A 20,752-nucleotide genomic window follows, 5' to 3' on the forward strand; every position below is an offset into this window, starting at 1 on the left:
GGACGTACTAGCGTGGTCCGGGCCGACCACGCTCGGGTGGTCGGTCGTGCCGGCTGTGAGGGTGCGGTGGGAGTGGGCGTGCGGGGCGGAGCTGACTCGTGAGATTGCTGCACACGTCCGACTGGCATCTCGGCCGGGCGTTCCACCGGGTGAACATGCTCGGCGCCCAGTCCGCGTTCATCGGCCACCTCGTCGAAACGGTGCGCGAGCACCACGTCGACGCCGTGGTCGTCTCGGGGGACGTGTACGACCGGGCGGTGCCGCCGCTCGCCGCGGTCGAGCTGTTCGACGACGCCCTGCACCGTCTCGCTCGCCTGGGGGTGCCGACGGTGATGATCTCCGGCAACCACGACTCGGCCCGCCGTCTCGGCGTCGGCGCCGGCCTCATCGACCGCGCCGGCATCCACCTGCGCACCGACCCGGCGGGCTGCGGCACCCCGGTCGTGCTGGCCGACCGCCACGGGGACGTGGCCTTCTACGGGCTGCCCTATCTGGAACCCGCCCTGGTGAAGACCGAGTTCGCGGTGGAGAAGGCCGGGCACGAGAGCGTGCTCGCGGCTGCCATGGACCGGGTCCGCGCCGACCTCGCCGGCCGCGCGCCGGGCACCCGCTCCGTCGTCCTCGCGCACGCCTTCGTCACCGGCGGCGAGCCGAGCGACAGCGAGCGGGACATCACCGTCGGCGGAGTCGCCGCCGTGCCCTCCGGCGTCTTCGACGGCGTGGACTACGTGGCGCTGGGCCACCTGCACGGCTGCCAGACCCTCACCGAGCGCGTCCGCTACTCGGGCTCCCCGCTGCCGTACTCCTTCTCGGAGGCCGCCCACCGCAAGAGCATGTGGCTCGTCGACCTCGACGCCGGCGGCTCGGTCACCGCCGAGCGCGTCGACTGCCCGGTCCCGCGCCCGCTGGCCCGGCTGCGGGGCACCCTGGAGGAGCTGCTCGCCGACCCGGAGCTGACCCGGCACGAGGACGCGTGGGTCGAGGCGACCCTCACCGATCCCGTGCGGCCGGCCGACCCCATGGCCCGGCTCACCGAGCGCTTCCCGCACACCCTCAGCCTCGTCTTCGAACCCGACCGGGCCCCGGACGACCCGGCGGTGTCCTACGCCCGGCGCCTCGCGGGCCGCAGCGACCAGCAGATCGCGGAGGACTTCGTGGCGCACGTGCGCGGCGTGGGACCCGACGGCCGCGAGCAGACCGTGCTGCGGGACGCCTTCGACGCGGTGCGCGCGGACGAGACCGTGCGGGAGGTGGCCCGGTGAGGCTGCACCGGCTCGACATCACGGCCTTCGGGCCCTTCGGCGGATCGCAGAGCGTCGACTTCGACGACCTGTCGGCGGCCGGACTGTTCCTGCTGCACGGACCGACGGGTGCCGGCAAGACGTCCGTCCTCGACGCCGTCTGCTACGCGCTGTACGGCTCCGTCCCCGGCGCCCGGCAGACCGGTCAGGGCATGACCCTGCGCAGCGACCACGCCGCCGTCGGCACCCGCACCGAGGTGCGCCTCGAACTCACCGTCGCCGGACGGCGGCTGGAGATCACCCGGCAGCCGCCGTGGGAACGCCCCAAGCTGCGCGGCAAGGGCACCACCGTGGACAAGGCCCAGACCTGGCTGCGCGAGTACGACGCGACGGCCGGGGCCTGGAAGGACCTCAGCCGCTCCCACCAGGAGATCGGCGAGGAGGTCACCCAGCTGCTCGGCATGAGCCGCGAACAGTTCTGCCAGGTCGTGCTGCTGCCCCAGGGCGACTTCGCCCGCTTCCTGCGCGCCGACGCCGAGGCCCGCGGCAAGCTGCTCGGCCGGCTCTTCGACACCCGCCGCTTCGCCGAGGTCGAGAAGCGCCTCGCCGAGCGGCGCCGCACGACCGAGGCCCAGGTGCGGGAAGGGGACGCCGCGCTGCTCGCGGACGCCCACCGGATGCAGCAGGCCGCCGGCGACGCCATGGTCCTGCCGGAGCTGGCACCGGGCGACCCGGGCCTCGCCGAGGCCGTGCTGAGCGCGGCCGCCGTCGCCCGCAGCACCGCCCAGGAACTGCTGACCGTGGCGGACTGCCGGCTCACCGCCGCCGAGGCCGCCCAGGCCGCCGCCGAGCGCGACCTCGCCGGCACACGCGAACGGGACCGGCTGCAACGCCGGTACACCGAGGCGCGGCAGCGGGCCGCGCGGCTGGAAGAACGGGCCGACACCCACCGCGCCGCGCAGCGGCGCATGGAGCGGGCCCGCAAGGCCGGGGCGGTCGCCCCCGCCCTGGAGCTGCGGGACGCCGCCGACGCCGAACACCGGCGGGCGGCCGACGCGGAGGCACGGGCACGCGCCCTGCTGCCCGAGGCCCTCACCGACGCCGGTGCCGCCGGACTGGCCGCCGCGGCGCGCCGGACGGCCGAGGAACTGGGCTCGCTGGAGTCGGCCCGGCGGGCGGAAGGGCGACTCGCCGAACTCGCCGCGGAACGCGCGGGCCTCGACCGGCAGGAACGGGCCGACGAGGACGTCCTGCACGAGGCGGAGGCCTGGCTGGCCGACTGGGAGGCCCACCGCGCCGGTCTCCAGGCCCGCGTCGACTCCGCGCAGGAGGCCGCGACCCAGGCAGAACAGCTCGCCGTGCAACGCGACCCGGCGCAGCGGCGGCTGGACGCGGCCCGGGAGCGGGACCGGCTCGCCGTCGCGGCGGACACGGCGGAGCGGCAGGCGCTGGCCTCGGCGCAGGACGCCGTCGAGGCCCGCGCCCACTGGCTCGACCTCAAGGAACAGCGGCTGAACGGCATCGCCGCCGAACTCGCCGCACACCTCACCGACGGCGCGCCCTGCGCGGTGTGCGGCGCCACCGAACACCCCGCCCCCGCACGCCGGATCGCCGGGCACGTCGACCGGGAGGCCGAGGAACGGGCCCTCGCCGGCCACCAGGAGGCGGAGGAGCGGCGCGCGGAGGCCGAACGGCGCCTCGGCTCCGTACGGGAGGCGCTCGCCGCCGCCACGGCGGAGGCCGGGGACACCCCCACCGGGCAACTGGCCGAAGAAGCCGAGGCCCTGGAGCGCCGGTACGCGCGGGCGCGGGCCCTCGCCTCCGGACTGCACGCCGCGCAGGAGGAGCTGCGCCGGGCGGAGCGGGAGCGGGAACAGCGCATCGCGGCCCAGCAGGAGGCCGCCGTCCGGGCCGCCTCCCGCGTGGCCCACCGGGAACGGCTGCAGCGCGAACACGCCGCTCTGGAGGCGGAGTTGGCCCAGGCGCGCGGCACGGCCGACAGCGTCGCCGCGCGGGCCGCCCAACTGGAGCGGCGGGCCGCCCTGCTCACCGAGGCCGCCGACGCCGCACGTGTCGCCGAGGACACCGCCCAGCGGCTCAAGGACGCCGACGCCCGCCTCGCCGACGCCGCCTTCCGGGCCGGGTTCGACACACCGCGGGAGGCGGCCGACGCACTCCTCGACGACGCCGCCCACCGCGACCTCCAGCGACGGCTGGACGCCTGGGGTACCGAGGAGGCCGCCGTCCGCGCGGTCCTCGCCGAGGCCGACACCGCCGACGCCGCCCGGCAGCCGCCGGCCGACCTCGCCGCCGCGGAACGCGACGCGGCCGACGCGGGCCGGCGGCTGCGGGACGCCGCCTCCGCGCGCGACGCCGCCGCCCGGCGCTGCGCCGAACTCGGCCGGCTGTCCGCGCACGCCACCACCTCGGTGCGCCGGCTCGCCCCCCTGCGCGAGGAGTACGACCGCGTCGCCCGCCTCGCGTCCCTCGCCGCGGGCACCTCGGCGGACAACGAACGACGGATGCGCCTGGAGTCGTACGTGCTGGCGGCCCGACTCGAACAGGTCGCCGCCGCGGCGACCGCACGGCTGCAGCGGATGTCCTCGGGCCGCTACACCCTCGTCCACTCCGACGACCGCACCGGTCGTGGACGCAGCGGCCTCGGACTGCACGTCGTCGACGCCTGGACCGGCCGGGAGCGGGACACGTCGACCCTGTCCGGCGGCGAGACGTTCTTCGCCTCCCTCGCCCTGGCACTGGGTCTCGCCGACGTCGTCACGGACGAGGCGGGCGGGGTCCGCCTGGACACCCTCTTCATCGACGAGGGGTTCGGCAGCCTCGACGACCAGACCCTCGACGAGGTCCTCGACGTCCTGGACTCGCTGCGCGAGCGGGACCGCAGCGTCGGCATCGTCAGCCACGTCGCCGACCTGCGGCGCCGTGTCCACGCCCAACTGGAGGTCGTCAAGGGCAGGTCGGGCTCCGTGCTGCGGCAGCGGGGCGTGGGCTGAGCCGGTCTCAGCGTCCCAGGGGACGGCGGGGCAGCGGTGAGGAGTACACGACGCTCGTGGTCACCGACCCCAGCGCGCCGATCCGGCCCGCCACCTCCTCCAGGTGCCGCATCGAACGGGCCGCGACCTTGATCACGAAGCAGTCGTCGCCCGTGACGTGATGCGCCTCCAGGATCTCGGGCGTCACGGCCACCAGGTCGTGGAAGGGCTTGTAGTTTCCGGTCGGGTACCGCAGCCGCACGAACGCCAGGACCGGCATCCCCAGCCGGTCCGGGTCCACGACGGCCGCGTACCCCTGGATGATCCCGGCCTCCTCCATGCGGCGCACCCGCTCGGTCACCGCGCTCGCCGACATGGAGACGGTCCGGGCCAGCTCGGCGAAACCGGTCCGCCCGTCCCGCTGGAGGACGTCCAGGATGAGCCAGTCGGTGGCGTCCGGGGAATACGTGGTCATCCCGGATGAATAGCAGGGGAATCCCCGGCAGATCAAGAGGAAGGCCGGGGATCGTCCCTTCTGAGAGGCGCGCGCCGCCCGTAGATTTCTGGCCAGGAGATCCACCGAGAAAGGCCGGACCATGACTGCCACCACCACCGCCAACCCCGTGCTGCGCGTCGCGCCCGCGGCCCCCGCCGAAGCCGCCGCGTACTTCCGGGCGAGCCTCGCCTTCCACGCCGACGTCTCCGACGTCGCCGCCGCGCTGGCGGCCGGCGGCGACCCGGGGTTCGTCGTCGTGGACTCCCGCTCCACCGAGTCCTGGGACCAGGGCCACGTCCCCGGCGCGGTCCACCTGCCGACCGCGCTCATTCCCGAACAGGCCGGACACCTCCTCGACAGGTCCGTGCCGGTCGTCACCTACTGCTGGGGCCCGGGCTGCAACGGCGCCACCCGCGCCGCGCTCGCCCTCGCCGAACTCGGCTACCAGGTCAAGGAGATGCTCGGCGGCTTCGAGTACTGGGTGCGCGAGGGCTTCGCGTACGAGACCTGGCAGGGCGCCGAGAACCGCCCCGCCGATCCGCTGACCGCCCCGGTGGACGCGGACGACTGCGGCTGCTGACGGGCGTGTAGGTTCTGCCGCATGGTGCGATACGCGGAGCCGGGCGCGGTGGAGTGGGTGGAGTCGGGCGGCGGTCCGCTCATAGCGGTGCCGGAGACGGTCCTGCCGTTCTGGACCGGCGCCGACGGCGAGGAGACGGCCTCCGACTACGACCGGGCCTGCGAGGTCGACGGCCAGGTCGGCCTCCTCCCGGTCGGCGACTCGGCGGCCCTGGTCCTCGGCGACGAACCCGCCTCCACCGCCTACCTGCCGGGCCACGGCGCCTTCGTCCGCTGGTGCGCGGCCGACTCCGAGGACGAGGTGCTGGCCGGCGTGCCCGGCGCGCTCGACACGGCCGACTGGGAGCCCGAGGTGACCTGGCAGGTGCCCGGTCCGGTGTTCCTCTTCGACGCGGCCTGGCCCGGCACCGCCTGCGAGCGGGCCGACCACGTCCGGGTGGCCCTGGAACCCGGCCGGTACGCGGTGCGCGCGGCCGACGTCCGGCCCGGCCCCGAGACATGGCTGAACGTCGTCCAACTGCGGCGGCTCACCGACCGGTAGGCCGCCGCCCGCCGCGATATCGGCGTGCGTCACCGGTGGCGGGCCACGCATCATGGGTGCCCATGCCCCGACTTGAGCACCCCGCACCCGAAGACCTGCGCCGCGACCCCCTGCCCCTGCGCGGCCGGACCGCCCTCGTCACCGGCGCCAGCAGGCGCGCCGGCATCGGCCACGCCGTGGCCCGGCGGCTCGCCGCGTACGGCGCGAGCGTCTACCTGCACCACCACGTCCCGCACGACGCCGCCATGCCCTGGGGCGCCGACCGGATCGACCATGTGGTCGCCTCGGTGCGCGCGGCACTCGGCGACCCGGACGCCACCGTGCAGGCCGGGCCCGGCGATCTGGCCGACCCCGCCGTACCCGGCGAACTCCTCGCCAGGGCCGCCGACGCCCTCGGCGGACGGCTGGACATCCTGGTCGCCAACCACGCCCTCAGCGGCTCCGACGGCACCCTCGGCACGATCGACGCCGCGATGCTCGACGCCCACTGGGCCGTCGACACCCGCTCGGTGCTGCTGCTCGTCCAGGCCTACGCCCGGCTGCGTGCCGCGCTGCCGCCCCGCACCCCGGGCGGACGCGTCGTGATGATGACCTCCGGACAGGACATCGCCGGCGGCATGCCCGGCGAGATCGCCTACGCGCTGCAGAAGGGCGCGCTCGCCTCCATCACCCGCTCCCTGGCGACGACCCTCGCCGAGCAGGCGATCACCGTGAACGCGGTCAACCCCGGCCCCGTGGACACCGGTTACCTCACGGGCGACGACCACGAGGCCGTCGCCGCGCTCTTCCCCGCCGGGCGGTGGGGCATGCCCGACGACCCCGCCCGCCTCATCGCGTGGCTCGCCACGGACGAGGCGGAGTGGGTCACCGGCCAGGTCGTGGACTCCGAAGGCGGCTTCCGGCGCTGACCGGCTCTCAGAGCCGCGACAGCTCGTCCACCAGGTCGTCCAGGCCCAGCGAGCCCTGGGAGAGCGCCGCCATGTGCCACGCCTTCGCGTCGAAGGCGTCGCCGTGCCGCTTGCGGGCGTTCTCCCGGCCCAGCAGCCACGCCCGCTCACCGAGCTTGTAGCCGATCGCCTGGCCCGGGATCGTCAGGTACCGGGTCAGCTCGCTCTCCACGAAGTCCGCCGGGCGGCTGCTGTGCGCGCCGAAGAACTCCTGCGCCAGCTCCGGCGTCCACCGCTCACCCGGGTGGAACGGGGAGTCCGCCGGGATCTCCAGCTCCAGGTGCATGCCGATGTCCACGATGACCCGGGCGGCCCGCATCATCTGCGCGTCCAGATAGCCGAGCCGCTGCTCCGCGTCCGTCAGGAAGCCGAGCTCGTCCATCAGCCGCTCCGCGTACAGCGCCCAGCCCTCGGCGTTGGCGCTGACCATGCCGACCGAGGCCTGGTAGCGGGAGAGGTTCTCGGCGACGTGCGCCCACTGGGCGAGCTGCAGGTGGTGGCCCGGGACGCCCTCGTGGTACCAGGTGGAGACCAGGTCGTAGACCGGGAAGCGGGTCAGGCCCATCGTCGGCAGCCAGGTCCGCCCGGGGCGCGAGAAGTCCTCCGACGGGGGCGTGTAGTACGGGGCCGCGGCGCTGCCGGGCGGGGCGATGCGCGACTCCACCTTCCGTACCCGCTCGGCGAGTTCGAAGTGGGTGCCGTCCAGCGCCTCGATCGCCTGGTCCATCAGGCCCTGGAGCCAGTCGCGGACCTCGTCCACGCCCTCGATGTGCTTGCCGTGCTCGTCCAGGTGCGCCAGCGCCACCCAGGGCGTCCCGGCGCCCGGCAGGATCTTCTCCGCCTCCCGCTTCATCTCGGCGAGCAGCCGGTGGTACTCGGCCCAGCCGTACGCGTACGCCTCGTCCAGGTCGAGGTCGGTGCCGTTGTAGTAGCGCGACCAGCGGGCGTAGCGCTCGCGGCCCACCGTGTTCGGGGCGCCCTCGATCGCCGGCGCGTACACGTCGCGCATCCAGTCCCGCAGCTCCACCACGGCCGCGGTCGCACCCCGCGCCGCCTCGTCCAGCTCGGTGCGCAGCGCCTCCGGGCCGGCGGCGGCGAAGTCCTCGAACCAGCCGCGCCCCTCACCCGTGTCCGCCCACTCGCCGAGCTGCTCGACGAAGGTCGCGGTCGGGCGCGGAGCCGCGTACAGCTTGCGCTCGAGGCCCAGGGTGAGGGACTCGCGGTAGCCCGCCAGCGCGGCCGGCACCGCGCGCAGCCGCTCGGCGATCCGCGCCCAGTCCTCGTCCGTCCCGGTCGGCGTCACCGTGAACACCTCACGCACCGAGTGCGCGGCCGTCCCCATGTTGCCGACCGAGCGCAGGCCCTCCTCGGCCTCGTGCACCGCGAGTTCCGCGGTCAGGCGCTCCCGCAGCAGCCGGGCGCAGCGCCGCTCCACGTCGCTGTCGCCGCCGGGCCGGCGCTCCGCCTCGTCCAGCCGGGCGAGGGTGGCCCGCGCCAGTTCCGCGAGGGCCTCCTGACCCGCCGGGGAGAAGTCGGGCAGACGGCTGGAACTCTCGGCCACACCGAGATACGTACCGGTGACCGGGTCGAGGGCGATGAGCTCGTCGACGTAGGCGTCGGCGACCTCGCGGGGAAGCGGGCTCTTGGTCTCTGACATGCGGACATCCTCATACGGATACCGGTGCCGCGTCAGCCCGCTTCGCCCGGCCCGGTACCGCGGGCGGCCGGATTTCGCTCAGGGCGTGGCCCCGGGGGAGGCGGGCGGCAGCAGGGGGCCGCACTCCCACTGCTGGAAGATCAGCCGGGTCTCGACGCGGGCCACCTCCTTGCGGGACGTGAACTCGTCCAGGACCAGCCGCTGCAGGTCCGCCATGTCCGCGACCGCGACATGCACGAGGTAGTCGTCAGGGCCGGTCAGATGGAAGACGGTGCGCGACTCGGGCAGCGCCCGGATCCGCTCCACGAACGGGCCGACCAGCTCCCGCCGGTGCGGGCGCACCTGCACCGACAGCAACGCCTGGAGCCCCCGCCCCAGCTTCGCCGGGTCCAGCTCCAGCCGGTGGCCGAGAATCACCCCGGCCCGCCGCAGCCGGGCCACGCGGTCGAGGCAGGTCGACGGCGCGACCCCGACCTGGGCGGCGAGATCGCGGTAGGTGGTCCGGGCGTCGTTCTGCAGCAGCCGCAGCAGCTGGAGATCCACCGGATCCAGTACGACGGATTCGGCCATGCGCCGAACGTAACACGGGATTCGACCCCGGCAGCCCGTTCACTGTTCACTCTTCCGCCCATGGACTCTGCGCGCATGCCCACGTCACCATCCGACGACGTACGCACCCCCGCACCCAGGAGCAGGGCACTGGCCACCGAGGCCGTGCACGCCGGCCGCGACGACCTCGCCCGCCAGGGACTGCACGCCCCGCCCATCGACCTGTCCACGACCTACCCGTCGTACGACAGCCGCGGCGAGGCCGCCCGCATCGACGCCTTCGCCGCCACCGGCGCCGACCCGGACGGCCCGCCGGTCTACGGCCGCCTCGGCAACCCGACCGTCGCCCGCTTCGAGACCGCGCTGGCCCGGCTGGAGGGCACCGAGGCCGCGGTCGCCTTCGCCAGCGGCATGGCCGCCCTGAGCGCCGTGCTGCTGGTGCGCGCCTCGATGGGGCTGCGGCACGTCGTCGCCGTGCGGCCCCTGTACGGGTGCAGCGACCATCTGCTGACCGCCGGGCTGCTCGGCTCGGAGGTCACCTGGACCGACCCGGCCGGCATCGCGGACGCGCTGCGCCCGGACACCGGCCTGGTGATCGTGGAGTCCCCGGCCAACCCGACGCTGGCCGAGGTGGATCTGCGGGCCGTCGCCCACGCCTGCGGGTCCGTGCCGCTGCTCGTGGACAACACCTTCGCCACGCCCGTGCTCCAGCGGCCCGCCGAGCACGGCGCCCGCCTGGTGCTGCACAGTGCCACCAAGTACCTCGGTGGGCACGGGGACGTGCTGGCCGGCGTGGTGGCCTGCGACGAGGAGTTCGCGGGGCGGCTGCGGCAGGTCCGCTTCGCCACCGGCGGCGTCCTGCACCCGCTGGCCGGCTATCTGCTGCTGCGCGGACTGTCCACGCTGCCGGTGCGCGTGCGCGCCGCCTCCGCGAACGCCGCGGAACTCGTCGCGCGCCTCGCCGACGATCCGCGCGTGGCCCGCGTCCACTACCCGCGCATCGGCGGCGCGATGGTCTCCTTCGAGGTGCACGGCGACCCGCACGACGTCATCGCCCGCGTCCGCCTGATCACCCCGGCCGTGAGCCTCGGCAGTGTCGACACGCTCATCCAGCACCCGGCGTCCATCAGCCACCGCATCGTGGACGCCGACGACCGCCGCGGCGCCGGCGTGAGCGACCGGCTGCTGCGGCTGTCGGTCGGCCTGGAGGACGTCGAGGACCTGTGGGCCGACCTGGACGCGGCGCTCGGGGAGCGGGTAGCAGCGATCCCGCTGCGGGAGGCGCTGTCACGGGCCGAGTGACGGCACCCCCTCGCGGTCCGGTCGGCTCGGGCCTGTCGTTCGGATCAGGTCGGCCGAGAGAGGCAGCGCCCGTCGGCCGACCCGAGCGGGGCGTGGTGCGTGCCACGCCCCGCTCGGGTCGGCATGATCCGAACGACAGGCCCTAGTCCCTGCCGATCCGCTCCCCGTGCGGCAGTCGCGCCGCCGCACGGGCCGCCGCGTCGAGGCGGGCGGTGATGACCAGGGTCCCCTCCTCGATCTGGTAATCGAGGGGGAGGCCCAGGCCGCGCATCGCGGCGACCATGCCGGTGTTCGACGCCTGCGTGACGGCGTATACGCTCGCGCAGCCCGTCTCCGCCGCCATCGCCACGAGCCGTCCGAGCAGTTCGCCGCCGATGCCCCGGCGCTGCCAGGAGTCCTCGACGAGCAGGGCGACCTCCGTCTCGTCCCCGTCCCACAGCAGATGACCGAGGCCGACGATCCGGCCCGAAGCGGTCTGCACCGCGAGGGTCCGGCCGTAGCGCGGGCTGAGCAGGTGGTTCAGATAGCGGTCGGTGTCCCCGACCGGGCCGTGGTAGCGCATCCCGAGGGTCCGGTCCGAGCACCGCTGGTGCATCGCCTTCGCCGCCCGCAGGTCACGGGTGTCGGCGCGGCGGACCGTGATGTCGTGGCCCTCGGGCAGCGTCAGCACGTCCCGGCCGCGCGGAAGGCGCGGACCGAGCCGGGCGTCCAGTTCGACCAGCGCCCGCGCCCGGGCGAACTCGGCGGGGGTGAACGGCAGATACGGCCGCTCCACGCTGATCACCCCGCCCTCCGGGGCGCGCAGTCGCAGCACGGTGCCCTCGAGGGCGCCTTCCGCCGGGACCCCGGCGTCCCTGCGTGCTCCGGCGGGCAGCGACCGGATCGTGCACCGGCCCAGCAACTGACGCAGTGCCAAGGGCAGTTCCGCGGCGTCCAGGGCCGTACGGGCGGCCAGCCCCAGGACCCGGGTCGGCGCGTCGACCAGGTCGTGGGCGTCGGCCCGCTCGGTCCAGGTGTCGGCACCCCCCGCCGCCGACACCACCCCGGCCAGCTCGGACCCGCTCAGCCCGCCCGGGGCGCGGAGCAGGAACTCGTCCACCGTGCCGTCGGCCAGCGGATGCGTCTGGAGACTCAGGATGTCCACCCGCCGGTCGGCGAGGGCCGCGCACAGGACGGCCAGCGATCCCGGCGCGTCCCGCACCGTCGTCCGCATCCGCCACAGCGCGCTGTCCCCGGAGCCGGCCGCCGCCACCTGGTCCGGCCCGGACTCCGCCGTGACCTGGTCGGACGGCCCGGCCCGCAGCCCGGCGGACGGCGGCCGGGCGCCGGTATCCTCCGCCGGCGGGGCGTGCCCGTGACGCCGTGCCCACCAGGTGTGGAAGCCCGCCGTGGCGAGCAGGGCGGCCATCGAGGCCAGGACCATGAGGCCCGGTGTTCCGAGGTCGTGCTCGATCGCCAGCGCCAGGGCACCGGCCACGTCAGACATGTCTCGACTCATGCGACCACTGTGAAGGAACCGTGTTGCCTGATCACGAACGCCCTGTGACCGATGGGTAAAGAGCGCTTCCGGGACATTCGGGTCTCGGCGGGCGGGGTGCCGCGGATTCCCGCAGGACGGCGCCCCGCGGGCCCAACACCGGGCCGCGCACCGGGGGATGACGCCGGTGCGCGGCACATCGGACAGGTTACGTGAGCTACTGGCCGACCAGCCCCGGCCGGAGCACCTTGGTGAACAGCACCGTGCCGTCCTGCTCGCGCAGCCGCACCGTCATCTCGGCGCTGTCGCCGTCGATGTCGACCTCGCCGAAGAACTGGTAGCCGCCGGCGGGCGAGACGTTCGAGGCGGTCGGCGCCTTCACGAACACCCGCTCCGGGCCGAAGGTGCCGTCGAGGGCGCTGGCCGGGAACGCCCCCGCGTTGAGCGGCCCGGACACGAACTCCCAGAACGGCTCGAAGTCGGTGAACGCGGCCCGCGCGGGCTGGTAGTGCTGGGCCGAGGTGTGGTGCACGTCGGCCGTCAGCCACACCGTGCCGGTGATCCGCCGGTGCTTGACGAAGCGCAGCAGCTCGGCGATCTGCAGTTCGCGGCCCAGCGGCGCGCCGGGGTCGCCCTGCGCCACCGCCTCGATGTTCGCCTTCCCCTCGGTGGCGTCGGGCACGACCAGGCCGATCGGCATGTCGGCGGCGATCACCTTCCACACCGCACGCGAGCGCGACAGCTCCCGCTCGAGCCACTCCAGCTGTTCGCGGCCCAGGATGCCCTGCGGGTCCACGGCCTGGTCGTCGGGCGAGTTGGCGTTGCGGTACGTGCGCATGTCCAGCACGAACACGTCCAGCAGCGGGCCCTGGCGCAGCACCCGGTGCACACGCCCCTCGCGCGCGCCGGGCCGCAGGGTGGATACCGGGAAGTACTCGGCGAACGCGCGCCGGGCCCGGGCGGCCAGCACGTCCACGCTCTTCTCGGTGTAGCGGCTGTCGGTGTCGGCGATCACCTGTCCCGGGTACCAGTTGTTGCGCACCTCGTGGTCGTCCCACTGGACGACGGACGGGACCTGCGCGTTGAAGCGCCGCAGGTTCTCGTCGAGGAGGTTGTAGCGGAAGTTGCCGCGGAACTCGGCGAGGGTCTCGGCGACCTTGGACTTCTCCTCGGTGGTGACGTTCCGCCAGGTGCCGCCGCCGGGCAGGGCGGCCGTCGACGGGATGGGACCGTCGGCGTAGATGTTGTCGCCGCTGCACAGGAAGAAGTCCGGGTCCAGGGCGCCCATCGCGTCGTAGATCCGGTAGCCGCCGAGGTCCGGGTTGATGCCCCAGCCCTGGCCCGCCAGATCGCCGGACCATACGAAGCGGACACCGTCGCGGCGGCGGACCGGCACCGTGCGGAACGTGCCGGTGACCGGTTCGCCGGTGCGGCGCGGGTCGTCCGGGTCGGCGAGCAGCACGCGGTAGTGGATCTGCTCGCCCGGCGGCAGTCCGCGCAGCCGGGTGGTGCCGGTGAAGTCCGTGTCCCGGCCGAGCAGCGGTCCGTGCCACCGGTGCGGGTTGCGGAACGACTCGGTCGCTGACGTCTCGACGACCATCCGGGCCGGCCGGTCGGAGCGCACCCACACCAGACCGGAGTGCGCCGTCACATCGCCCGTCTGCACGCCCCAGCCCGCGGCCGGCCGGCCGGAGCGGGCGAACGCCGGTGCCGCCCCGAGGGCGGTGGGCAGGGTCAGGGCCGCCGACGCGGCGAGGGAGCCGCGCAGCACGCTGCGGCGACCGGGGAACGGACGGTGGGACATGGATGCGCCTCCAGGGACGGGATCCGGCCGGTGTGCGCAGCAAGACCTACTGGGACGGCACGGCGCGCACGCAAACCCCGGGTGAACAACCGGCCGCCCGGGCCACGGTGGAGGTGACGGGCGGCCTCACCGGTCGCCGGGCGGCACCGCCCCGGCCATCAGCCGCACCCCCTCGCGGATCCGGGCCGGCGGCAGATGCGCGTAGCCCAGCACCAGCCGCACCCCCGGCCCCGCCCCGCCACCGCCGTCCGCGTGCCCGTACGCCGCCAGGGGCCGCACCGCGACACCGGCCTCGGCCACGCCCGCGAGGAAGCGTTCCTCGGGACCGTGCCGGCCGGGCAGCGCGGCGATGGCATGGAGTCCTGCGGCGATCCCGGAGACCCGTGCGCCGGGGAAGTACTCCTCCAGCGCGGCCACCAGCGCGTCGCGCCGCTCACGGTAGGCGCGCTGGCACAGGCGCAGCTGACGGTCGTAGTCGCCGCGCTCCAGGAACCGGGCGAACACCGCCTGGTCGAGGGCCGGATGCCCGAGGTCCGTGGTCCGCTTGCGCTCGACCACCTCGTCCATGAGCGACGCGGGCACCAGCAGCCAGCCCAGCCGCAGCCCCGGGGCGAGGGACTTGCTCACCGAGCCCGTGTAGGCGACGTGCTCCGCGTCGAGCCCCTGGAGCGCCCCCACGGGGGCGCGGTCGTAGCGGAAGTCGCCGTCGTAGTCGTCCTCGAGGACGAGCCCGCCCACGGACCGCGCCCAGTCCAGCAGTTCGGCGCGCCGCCGTGCCGAGTAGGCGATGCCGGTGGGGAACTGGTGGGCCGGTGTCGTCACGACCGCGCGGACGCCCGAGGCGCGCAGCGGGCCGACGGCGAGCCCCTCCTCGTCCAGGGGCAGCGGCACGGTGCGCACGCCCGCCGACGCGTACAGGGCGGAGTGCTGCGGGCTGCCGGGATCCTCCACGCCGACCGTACGCGACCCGCGCGCGTGGAGGACGCCGCCGAGCAGTGCCGACGCCTGCGCCACCCCGGAGACCACCACGATCCGCTCGGGATCCGCCACCACGCCCCGGCGCCGCATGAGCAGTTCGGCCAGCGCGGTCCGCAGCCGCGGGAGACCGCGCGGGTCCGGATAGCCGAGGCCCTCGTGGGGCAGCTCCGTCAGCACGCTCCGCTGCGCGGCCGCCCACGCCGAGCGGGGGAAGAGCGACAGGTCCGGCGTCCCCGGCACGAAGTCGACGCGGGCGCCGGGGGAGCGCGGGGCGAGATCACGGGCGCGGGGGCGGGCGGCCCGCACGGCGTCGCCCACCCAGGTCCCCGCACCCCGCCCGCTGCGCAGATAGCCCTCGGCGGTCAGTTGCTCGTACGCCTCCGTCACCAGCCCCCGCGACACCCCGAGGTCGGCCGCGAGGTCCCGGCTCGACGGAAGGCGGGTGCCCTGGGCGAGCCGGCCCGAACGGACCGCGTCCCGCAGCGCCGCCTGGAGGGCGCGGCCCCGCGCGCGGGCCGGTGCCGAGGCGGCGGGCAGCAGCAGCTCCCAGGCGGCGCTGCGGTCGGCGGAACCCGGCCGGCCGTCCGGACCGGTCGACGGCGTCATGAAAGCAGCCCCCCGAACATCGCGTCTCCCCAATCGCCCCCACTTTACGAGGGGTTGGACCCGCCGGTGCGTAAACCGGGGTGACAGACCACAGCGAGGGGGCAGGCCGATGCCGGGTCCCGGAATCGTACGCGCAATCCAGGAGCGCCCGTGGACGCCAAGAACCGTTTCGAGACGAAGACCACCTTCGCTCTCACCCGACTCGAATGGCTGGGAATTCTCGCCGTATCGCTCGTGCTCGCATTCCAGCACCGGACGGAAATCCGCTGGGGCGTGTTCGCGCTGCTGTTCGCGGTGATCGACGTCGTCGGGTACCTGCCCGGCGCGATCGCCTTCCGACGCAGCCCGGACGGACGCGTTCCGCGAGGCTGTTACGTGGCCTACAACACGATGCACAGCCTGGTCACGGCAGGTGTCCTGGCCGGGGCGTGGGCGCTGTTCGTCCGGCCGGAATGGGCACTGCTCGCCCTTCCGATCCATCTCATGGGCGACCGGGCGCTGTTCGGGAACAGTCTCAAACCCTTCGGCGTCGCCTTCGAACCGGAAACCACGCCGGCCTTCCGGGCGTTCGAGCAGCGGTATCGGTCGGCGTCCATTTCCGATGGGAACGGCACACCGCGGACTTCCGTGGAGGACACCGATGCCGTCCGTGCTTGACACCCTCGCCGCGCACAGCGACAACCCCAGTTCCTTTCTCGCCCTCAACAGCGGGAACGAGTACTTCCACGACGAACGGTTCGAGGGCACCTGCGCCTATCGCACCTCCGGCCGCTACGTCCTGCAATTCGGCGGACCCTTCACGGCGCCCGAACACCGTGAGCGCCTCCTGGACGCCTTCGCCGCCCACGCCGGACGCCGCCTGGTCGCCGTACAGCTGCAACGGGCGGACGCCGAGCTGTACGCGGCGCGCGGCTTCACGGTCAACCAGATCGGAGCGTCGTACGCCGTCGACCTGACCCGGTTCACCCTGCGCGGCTCCCGGTTCGTCCGGCTGCGGAACAAGATCTCGCGCGCCCGGCGGGCCGGCCTGGAGGTCACCGAGGTACGGGACGGCGACGACTGTGCCGAACTGGACCGCCTCGACCGGCGCTGGCTGCGGGAGAAGGGCAGGCACGTCAAGGAGCTGCGGTTCCTCGTCGGCCAGCGCGACGGCGGTCTGCAGAAGCACCGCCGCCTGTTCGCCGGCCGGGTCGACGGCGAGGTGGTCGGGTACATCAACTACTCGCCGGTCTACGGCAGCCGCCCCGGCTGGCTGCACGACCTCAGCCGGCGCCGCCCCGACGCGCCGCCCGGCGTGATGGAGGCGCTCAACGCCACCGTCGTGGAACGGCTGACCGCCGACGGCGCCGGCTGGCTGCACTTCGGTTTCACCCCCTTCACCGGACTCGACCCACAGCACGAACTCCCCGGAGCCAGCCGGACGTTCACCCGGTTCGCCCGGCTGCTGGCCGAGCACGGCGACGCGATCTACCCCGCGGCCTCCCAGCTCGAGTACAAGCAGAAGTGGGCCCCGCACGTGGTCCTCCCGGAGTACATCGCCTTCCGCGGCAGGCCCCGCACCGGCGCCGTCTGGCAGCTGCTGCGCGCCACGAACGCCGTGTGAACCACCGCCACCACGGCCCCGCACGCGCCGCGCGCGTCCCGCACCCGTCCCACCCTGGAGGACCGCACCACCATGAGATTCCTCGAACGTGAACGCACCACCCTCGCCAAGCTGCTGCCCGACCTGGACCCCGCACTGCGCGAGACCCCGCTGATGGAGCTGGAACGGCCGGGCAGCCCGGGCATCCGGCACTTCCGTGACAGCGGGGGCCCGGGACTCCTGGTCCCGGAGTCGCACCGGGGGCGCGGCGCCACCGCGCTGGACGCGCTGCGGGTGCAGCGGGCCATCGGCAGCCGCTCACCCTCCCTGGCCGTGGCCACCACCATGCACCACTTCTCCATGGCCACCCTGGTCGGACTCGGCGCGCTCGGCGACGGCCTGGAGTGGATGCTGATCGAGGGCGTCGCCTCGACCAACCGCCTCATCGCCTCCGGATTCGCCGAGGGCCGCAGCGGCGCCGGCATCCTCGACCCGTCGATGACCGCCACGGTGACCGGGGAAGGCATCCGCGTCAACGGCGTCAAACGGCCGTGCAGCCTCGCCCACTCCATGGACGTCCTCACCGCGAGCGTCCTGATCCCCCGCGAGGACGGCCAGGGCGACGAACTCGCCGTCGCCCTCGTGCCCGCCGACAGCGAGGGCCTGAGCGTCAGCGGCTTCTGGTCCAGCGCCTTCCTGGCCGGCGCCGAGAGCGAACAGGTCACGCTCTGCGACGTCCTCGTCCCGCCGGAACTCCTGCTGCGCACCGCGACGACCTCGGGCGAACGGCTCGACGAGCTGCAGACGGCCGGCCTGATCTGGTTCCAGGTGCTGATGACGGGCAGCTACCTCGGGGCCGCGAGCGCGCTGGTGGAACGGGTGCTGCTGAACGACCGCATCCCCGAGCACGAGCGCGTACGCCTCTTCGTCGAGACCGAGGCCGCCATGGCCACCGCCGAGGGCGTCGCGCGCCGCGTCGACGCCGGTGACCTCGGCGAGTCGGCGCTCGCGCAGGCACTGTGCGTGCGCTACGGAGTCCAGGACGCCATCGCCCGGATCGTCCCGCGCGCGGTCGAACTGCTCGGCGGGCTCAACTTCATGACCTCCGACGAGGTGGGCCACCTCGCCGCCTGCGCCAACGGACTGTCCCTGCACCCGCCGGCGCGCTCCCGGATGACCGGCCCGTTCTCCGCGTACCTGGCCGACCGGCCCCTCGCCATCGCCTGACCTCCTCCCACCGACCACCGGTGGCCGAGACCCGTTGGGAGACCCCATCCATGCCGTCAGACGACCCGCGTCCCGCCGTCCTGCCCGCCGGCCGCAGCGGACCGCCCGACCGTCCCACCCTGCTGCTCACCGGCGGTTCCGGAGTGCTCGGACGGGCCCTGATCGACGAGCTGGCGCCCGACTTCGACCTGCTCTGCCTGCGCCGCAACACACCGCTGCGCGATCCGCGGGTGCGGGAACTCCAGGGCGACCTCGTCGCTCCCCGGCTCGGTCTGAGCCCGCTGGCCTGGCACGAGCTGGCCCTCCAGGTGGACGTGGTGCTGCACTCCGCCGCCGAGACCAACTGGCGCACTCCGCCCGAGGACATCGCGCGCACCAACCTGCGCGGCGCGGACACCATGCTCGACCTGGCCGCCCGGGCCGACGCCCCGCTGTACCTGGTGAGCACCGCGTTCGTGGCCAACGCCCCCACCGAGGAGGACCACCGGCGCTTCCCCGGTGCCGCCGCCTACCTCGACTCCAAGGCCCGGGCCGAGCGGCTGACCCGCGACGCGGGCGTGCCCGGCGCCATCGTGCGGCCCTCGGTCGTCATGGGCGACTCCGTCACCGGGCGGATCGCCGGACAGCAGGGCCTGACCAAGACGATCGGGTCGATGGTGCTGGGCCAGGTGCCCGTACTGCCCGGAGCCCCGGACGCCCGGATCGACATGGTGCCCCAGGACTACGTCGCGCGGGCCGTCGGCGACCTGATCCGGGGCCGCACGGCCGACGGCGAGTACTGGCTCACGGCGGGGAAGGAGGCCATCGAGCTGCGGGAGTTCGCCGACATCTGCGCGGACGTCGCCGTACGCCACGGCCTGCCCCGGCCGCAGCGGCCCCGGCTCATCCCCGTCGAGGCGGTGCACCGGCTGCTCCTGCCCATGCTGGAGGGCACCGCGCTGCCCGCCACCGTCCGCCGGCGCCTGGAGCACTACGCGGAACTGCTGCTGGTGTTCCAGCGGGAGCTGCCGTTCGACAGCTCCCTCGGCGAGCCGGGCTGCGGCCCCCGCCCGACCCGCACCGACATCCGTGCCGCGCTCGCCCGCAACGCGGAGAGCTGGGCCGCGGACAGAGCCGGCCTGCTCAGCCGGCACCGGGCCGCCCCGACGGAGGTGGCGTCATGACGGTGTCACCCCCACCCACCGAGTCCGCCGTCCCGCCACGCCCCGCGCCCGCGGGCCGCGTCTCCACCGAGGTGACAGGTCCGCCGTGCCCGGCATCCACCGGCCCCGCGTCTGCCGAGGCGGCCGGGCCTCAGTGCTCCGTGTCCGCCGAGGTGGCCGGGTCGCCGTGCTCCGCGTCCGCGGGCCGCGTCTCCGCCGAGGCCTCCGGGCCGCAGTGCTCCGTATCCACCGGCCCCGCGTCTGCCGAGGCGGCCGGGCCTCAGTGCTCCGTGTCCGCCGAGGTGGCCGGGCCGCCGTGCTCCGCGTCCGCGGGCCAAGCGGGCCCCCCGGTCCGGAGCTCCACCCCGCCGTCCGGCCGGATCGACGTCGTCGGCCTCTACCTCAAGCACATCGGCACCGGCCGCGCCGTCATGGGCCGGGTCATGGGCGGCATGGCCGAGGTCCGTTCCGAGGGTGCCTGGATCCACGCCGACGACGGCCGCCGCTTCCTGGACTTCGGCGGCTACGGCGTCTTCATCCTGGGCCACCGCCACCCGGCCGTCGTCGAGGCGGTGCACCGCCAGATCGACATCCACCCGCTGGCCAGCCGCGTCTTCCTGGAACCCGTCGCCGCCCTCGCCGCCCAGGCCCTCGCCGCCCACACCCCGCCCGGCCTCGACCACGTCCACTTCGTCAACTCCGGCGCCGAGGCCACCGAGGCCGCCCTGAAACTGGCCCGCGCCCACGGACGCACCTCCGTGATCACCACCCGCAAGGGCTTCCACGGCAAGACCCTCGGCGCCCTCAGCGTCACCGCCAACGACACCTACCAGACGCCCTTCCAGCCCCTGCTCCCGGACGTCACCCAGGTCGCCTACGACGATCCGGCCGACCTCGAACAGGCCCTTGCCGCCCGCCGCGACCGGGCCTGCGTCATCGTCGAACCCGTCCAGGGCGAGGGCGGCGTACGCATCCCCCGCCCCGGCTACCTGAGCCAGGTGCGGGCCCTGTGCCGGGCGTACGGCGCCCTGCTGGTCGTCGACGAGATCCAGACCGGCATGGGACGGCTCGGCACCTGGTGGGGCGTCGACGCCGAGGGCGTGTGCCCCGACGTGCTGCTGGCGGGCAAGGGCCTCAGCGGCGGCGTCGTACCCGTCGCCGCCATGGCCGCCACCGCCGAGGCCTACGGCCCCTTCAGCCGCGACCCCTACCTGCACACCTCCACCTTCGGCGCCTCCCCGATCGCCTGCGCCGCCGCCCTCGCCGCCGTACGGGCGATGGAGGAGGAGAACACCGTGGCCCGGGCGGCGGCGCTCGGTCTGCGCATCCTCGCCGGCGTACGTGCCGTGTGCGCGCCGTACGAGGGCGGACTGGTCCGCGAGGTGCGCGGCCGGGGACTGCTGATCGGCATCGAGTTCGCCGAGGAACAGGCGGTCGGCGAACTCCTGCTGGAGCTGATCTCCCGCGGCGTGCTCGTCAACCACTCCCTCAACTCCACCCGGGTGCTGCGGCTGACCCCGCCGGCCGTGGTCGAGGACACCGAGCTCGACCTGTTCCTCACCACCCTCGCCGAGGCCCTGCACAGCACGGCCGGCCGCATGGCCGGGTGACACCAGCGTCTGGACAACCACCCT

General features: G+C 74.5%; 17 protein-coding genes. 11 read left to right on the forward strand and 6 right to left on the reverse strand.

Annotated features, from left to right (window positions below):
• The first annotated feature begins 98 nt into the window (after window positions 1-98).
• Window positions 99-1,262, forward strand: a complete 1,164-nt coding sequence (locus ACIRG6_RS21955) for an exonuclease SbcCD subunit D (protein ID WP_364682114.1) — start codon at window positions 99-101, stop codon at window positions 1,260-1,262.
• Entirely contained in the window at window positions 1,259-4,252 is a 2,994-nt protein-coding gene (locus ACIRG6_RS21960) for an AAA family ATPase (protein WP_403324155.1), read from the forward strand. Before ACIRG6_RS21955 ends, ACIRG6_RS21960 begins: the two co-directional genes overlap by 4 nt.
• 7 nt (window positions 4,253-4,259) lie before the next feature.
• On the opposite strand, the gene ACIRG6_RS21965 is transcribed toward ACIRG6_RS21960, so the two are convergent.
• Entirely contained in the window at window positions 4,260-4,706 is a 447-nt protein-coding gene (locus tag ACIRG6_RS21965) for an Lrp/AsnC family transcriptional regulator (protein ID WP_364682118.1), read from the reverse strand.
• A 121-nt stretch (window positions 4,707-4,827) separates the two neighbouring features.
• On the opposite strand from ACIRG6_RS21965, the gene ACIRG6_RS21970 reads away from it, so the two are divergent.
• From ACIRG6_RS21970 to ACIRG6_RS21980, 3 genes are all read left to right on the forward strand, one after another.
• Complete coding sequence (locus ACIRG6_RS21970) at window positions 4,828-5,307, forward strand: rhodanese-like domain-containing protein (RefSeq protein WP_403324157.1); 480 nt, start codon at window positions 4,828-4,830, stop codon at window positions 5,305-5,307.
• Window positions 5,308-5,328: 21 nt separating this feature from the next.
• Entirely contained in the window at window positions 5,329-5,847 is a 519-nt protein-coding gene (locus tag ACIRG6_RS21975) for an immunity 21 family protein (RefSeq protein WP_239770244.1), read from the forward strand.
• Between the two features lie 62 nt (window positions 5,848-5,909).
• The gene (locus ACIRG6_RS21980; protein WP_350718308.1) at window positions 5,910-6,755 is read left to right on the forward strand and encodes an SDR family oxidoreductase; all 846 of its coding nucleotides are present in this window, start codon (window positions 5,910-5,912) and stop codon (window positions 6,753-6,755) included.
• A 7-nt stretch (window positions 6,756-6,762) separates the two neighbouring features.
• Here ACIRG6_RS21980 and ACIRG6_RS21985 read toward each other — a convergent pair whose 3' ends face one another.
• Together ACIRG6_RS21985 and ACIRG6_RS21990 are read right to left on the reverse strand one after the other, a co-directional pair.
• On the reverse strand, window positions 6,763-8,451 hold the full coding sequence (locus tag ACIRG6_RS21985; protein ID WP_318217615.1) for a DUF885 domain-containing protein: 1,689 nt from the start codon (window positions 8,449-8,451) through the stop codon (window positions 6,763-6,765).
• Window positions 8,452-8,529: 78 nt separating this feature from the next.
• A complete protein-coding gene (locus tag ACIRG6_RS21990) occupies window positions 8,530-9,021 on the reverse strand; it encodes an Lrp/AsnC family transcriptional regulator (protein WP_318217614.1) in 492 nt (163 codons plus the stop codon).
• Between the two features lie 60 nt (window positions 9,022-9,081).
• On the opposite strand from ACIRG6_RS21990, the gene ACIRG6_RS21995 reads away from it, so the two are divergent.
• Window positions 9,082-10,302 (forward strand): trans-sulfuration enzyme family protein, encoded by a 1,221-nt coding sequence (locus ACIRG6_RS21995; protein WP_351136869.1) that lies wholly within the window; start codon window positions 9,082-9,084, stop codon window positions 10,300-10,302.
• A gap of 142 nt (window positions 10,303-10,444) precedes the next feature.
• On the opposite strand, the gene ACIRG6_RS22000 is transcribed toward ACIRG6_RS21995, so the two are convergent.
• The 3 genes from ACIRG6_RS22000 to pdxR all read right to left on the reverse strand — a co-directional run bounded on the left by ACIRG6_RS22000 (window position 10,445) and on the right by pdxR (window position 15,167).
• Window positions 10,445-11,788: a GNAT family N-acetyltransferase gene (locus ACIRG6_RS22000; protein WP_364819169.1), complete on the reverse strand. Its 1,344-nt coding sequence runs from the start codon at window positions 11,786-11,788 to the stop codon at window positions 10,445-10,447.
• A gap of 208 nt (window positions 11,789-11,996) precedes the next feature.
• Window positions 11,997-13,583 (reverse strand): alkaline phosphatase D family protein, encoded by a 1,587-nt coding sequence (locus ACIRG6_RS22005; protein WP_364682125.1) that lies wholly within the window; start codon window positions 13,581-13,583, stop codon window positions 11,997-11,999.
• 126 nt (window positions 13,584-13,709) lie between these two features.
• Window positions 13,710-15,167: a MocR-like pyridoxine biosynthesis transcription factor PdxR gene (pdxR, locus tag ACIRG6_RS22010; protein WP_403324163.1), complete on the reverse strand. Its 1,458-nt coding sequence runs from the start codon at window positions 15,165-15,167 to the stop codon at window positions 13,710-13,712.
• 150 nt (window positions 15,168-15,317) lie between these two features.
• On the opposite strand from pdxR, the gene ACIRG6_RS22015 reads away from it, so the two are divergent.
• The 5 genes from ACIRG6_RS22015 to ACIRG6_RS22035 all read left to right on the forward strand — a co-directional run bounded on the left by ACIRG6_RS22015 (window position 15,318) and on the right by ACIRG6_RS22035 (window position 20,728).
• Window positions 15,318-15,824 (forward strand): hypothetical protein, encoded by a 507-nt coding sequence (locus ACIRG6_RS22015; RefSeq protein ID WP_364682129.1) that lies wholly within the window; start codon window positions 15,318-15,320, stop codon window positions 15,822-15,824.
• Window positions 15,808-16,770 (forward strand): bifunctional lysylphosphatidylglycerol flippase/synthetase MprF, encoded by a 963-nt coding sequence (locus ACIRG6_RS22020; RefSeq protein WP_364819167.1) that lies wholly within the window; start codon window positions 15,808-15,810, stop codon window positions 16,768-16,770. The genes ACIRG6_RS22015 and ACIRG6_RS22020 overlap by 17 nt, the downstream gene beginning before the upstream one ends.
• A gap of 72 nt (window positions 16,771-16,842) precedes the next feature.
• Window positions 16,843-17,976: an acyl-CoA dehydrogenase family protein gene (locus tag ACIRG6_RS22025; protein WP_364682133.1), complete on the forward strand. Its 1,134-nt coding sequence runs from the start codon at window positions 16,843-16,845 to the stop codon at window positions 17,974-17,976.
• A gap of 50 nt (window positions 17,977-18,026) precedes the next feature.
• A complete protein-coding gene (locus tag ACIRG6_RS22030) occupies window positions 18,027-19,139 on the forward strand; it encodes an SDR family oxidoreductase (protein WP_364682135.1) in 1,113 nt (370 codons plus the stop codon).
• 269 nt (window positions 19,140-19,408) lie between these two features.
• A complete protein-coding gene (locus ACIRG6_RS22035; protein WP_403324166.1) occupies window positions 19,409-20,728 on the forward strand; it encodes an aspartate aminotransferase family protein in 1,320 nt (439 codons plus the stop codon).
• The last annotated feature ends 24 nt before the right edge of the window (window positions 20,729-20,752 follow it).

It is taken from the genome of Streptomyces flaveolus (assembly GCF_044765825.1).
GTDB classification, from domain to species: domain Bacteria; phylum Actinomycetota; class Actinomycetes; order Streptomycetales; family Streptomycetaceae; genus Streptomyces; species Streptomyces flaveolus.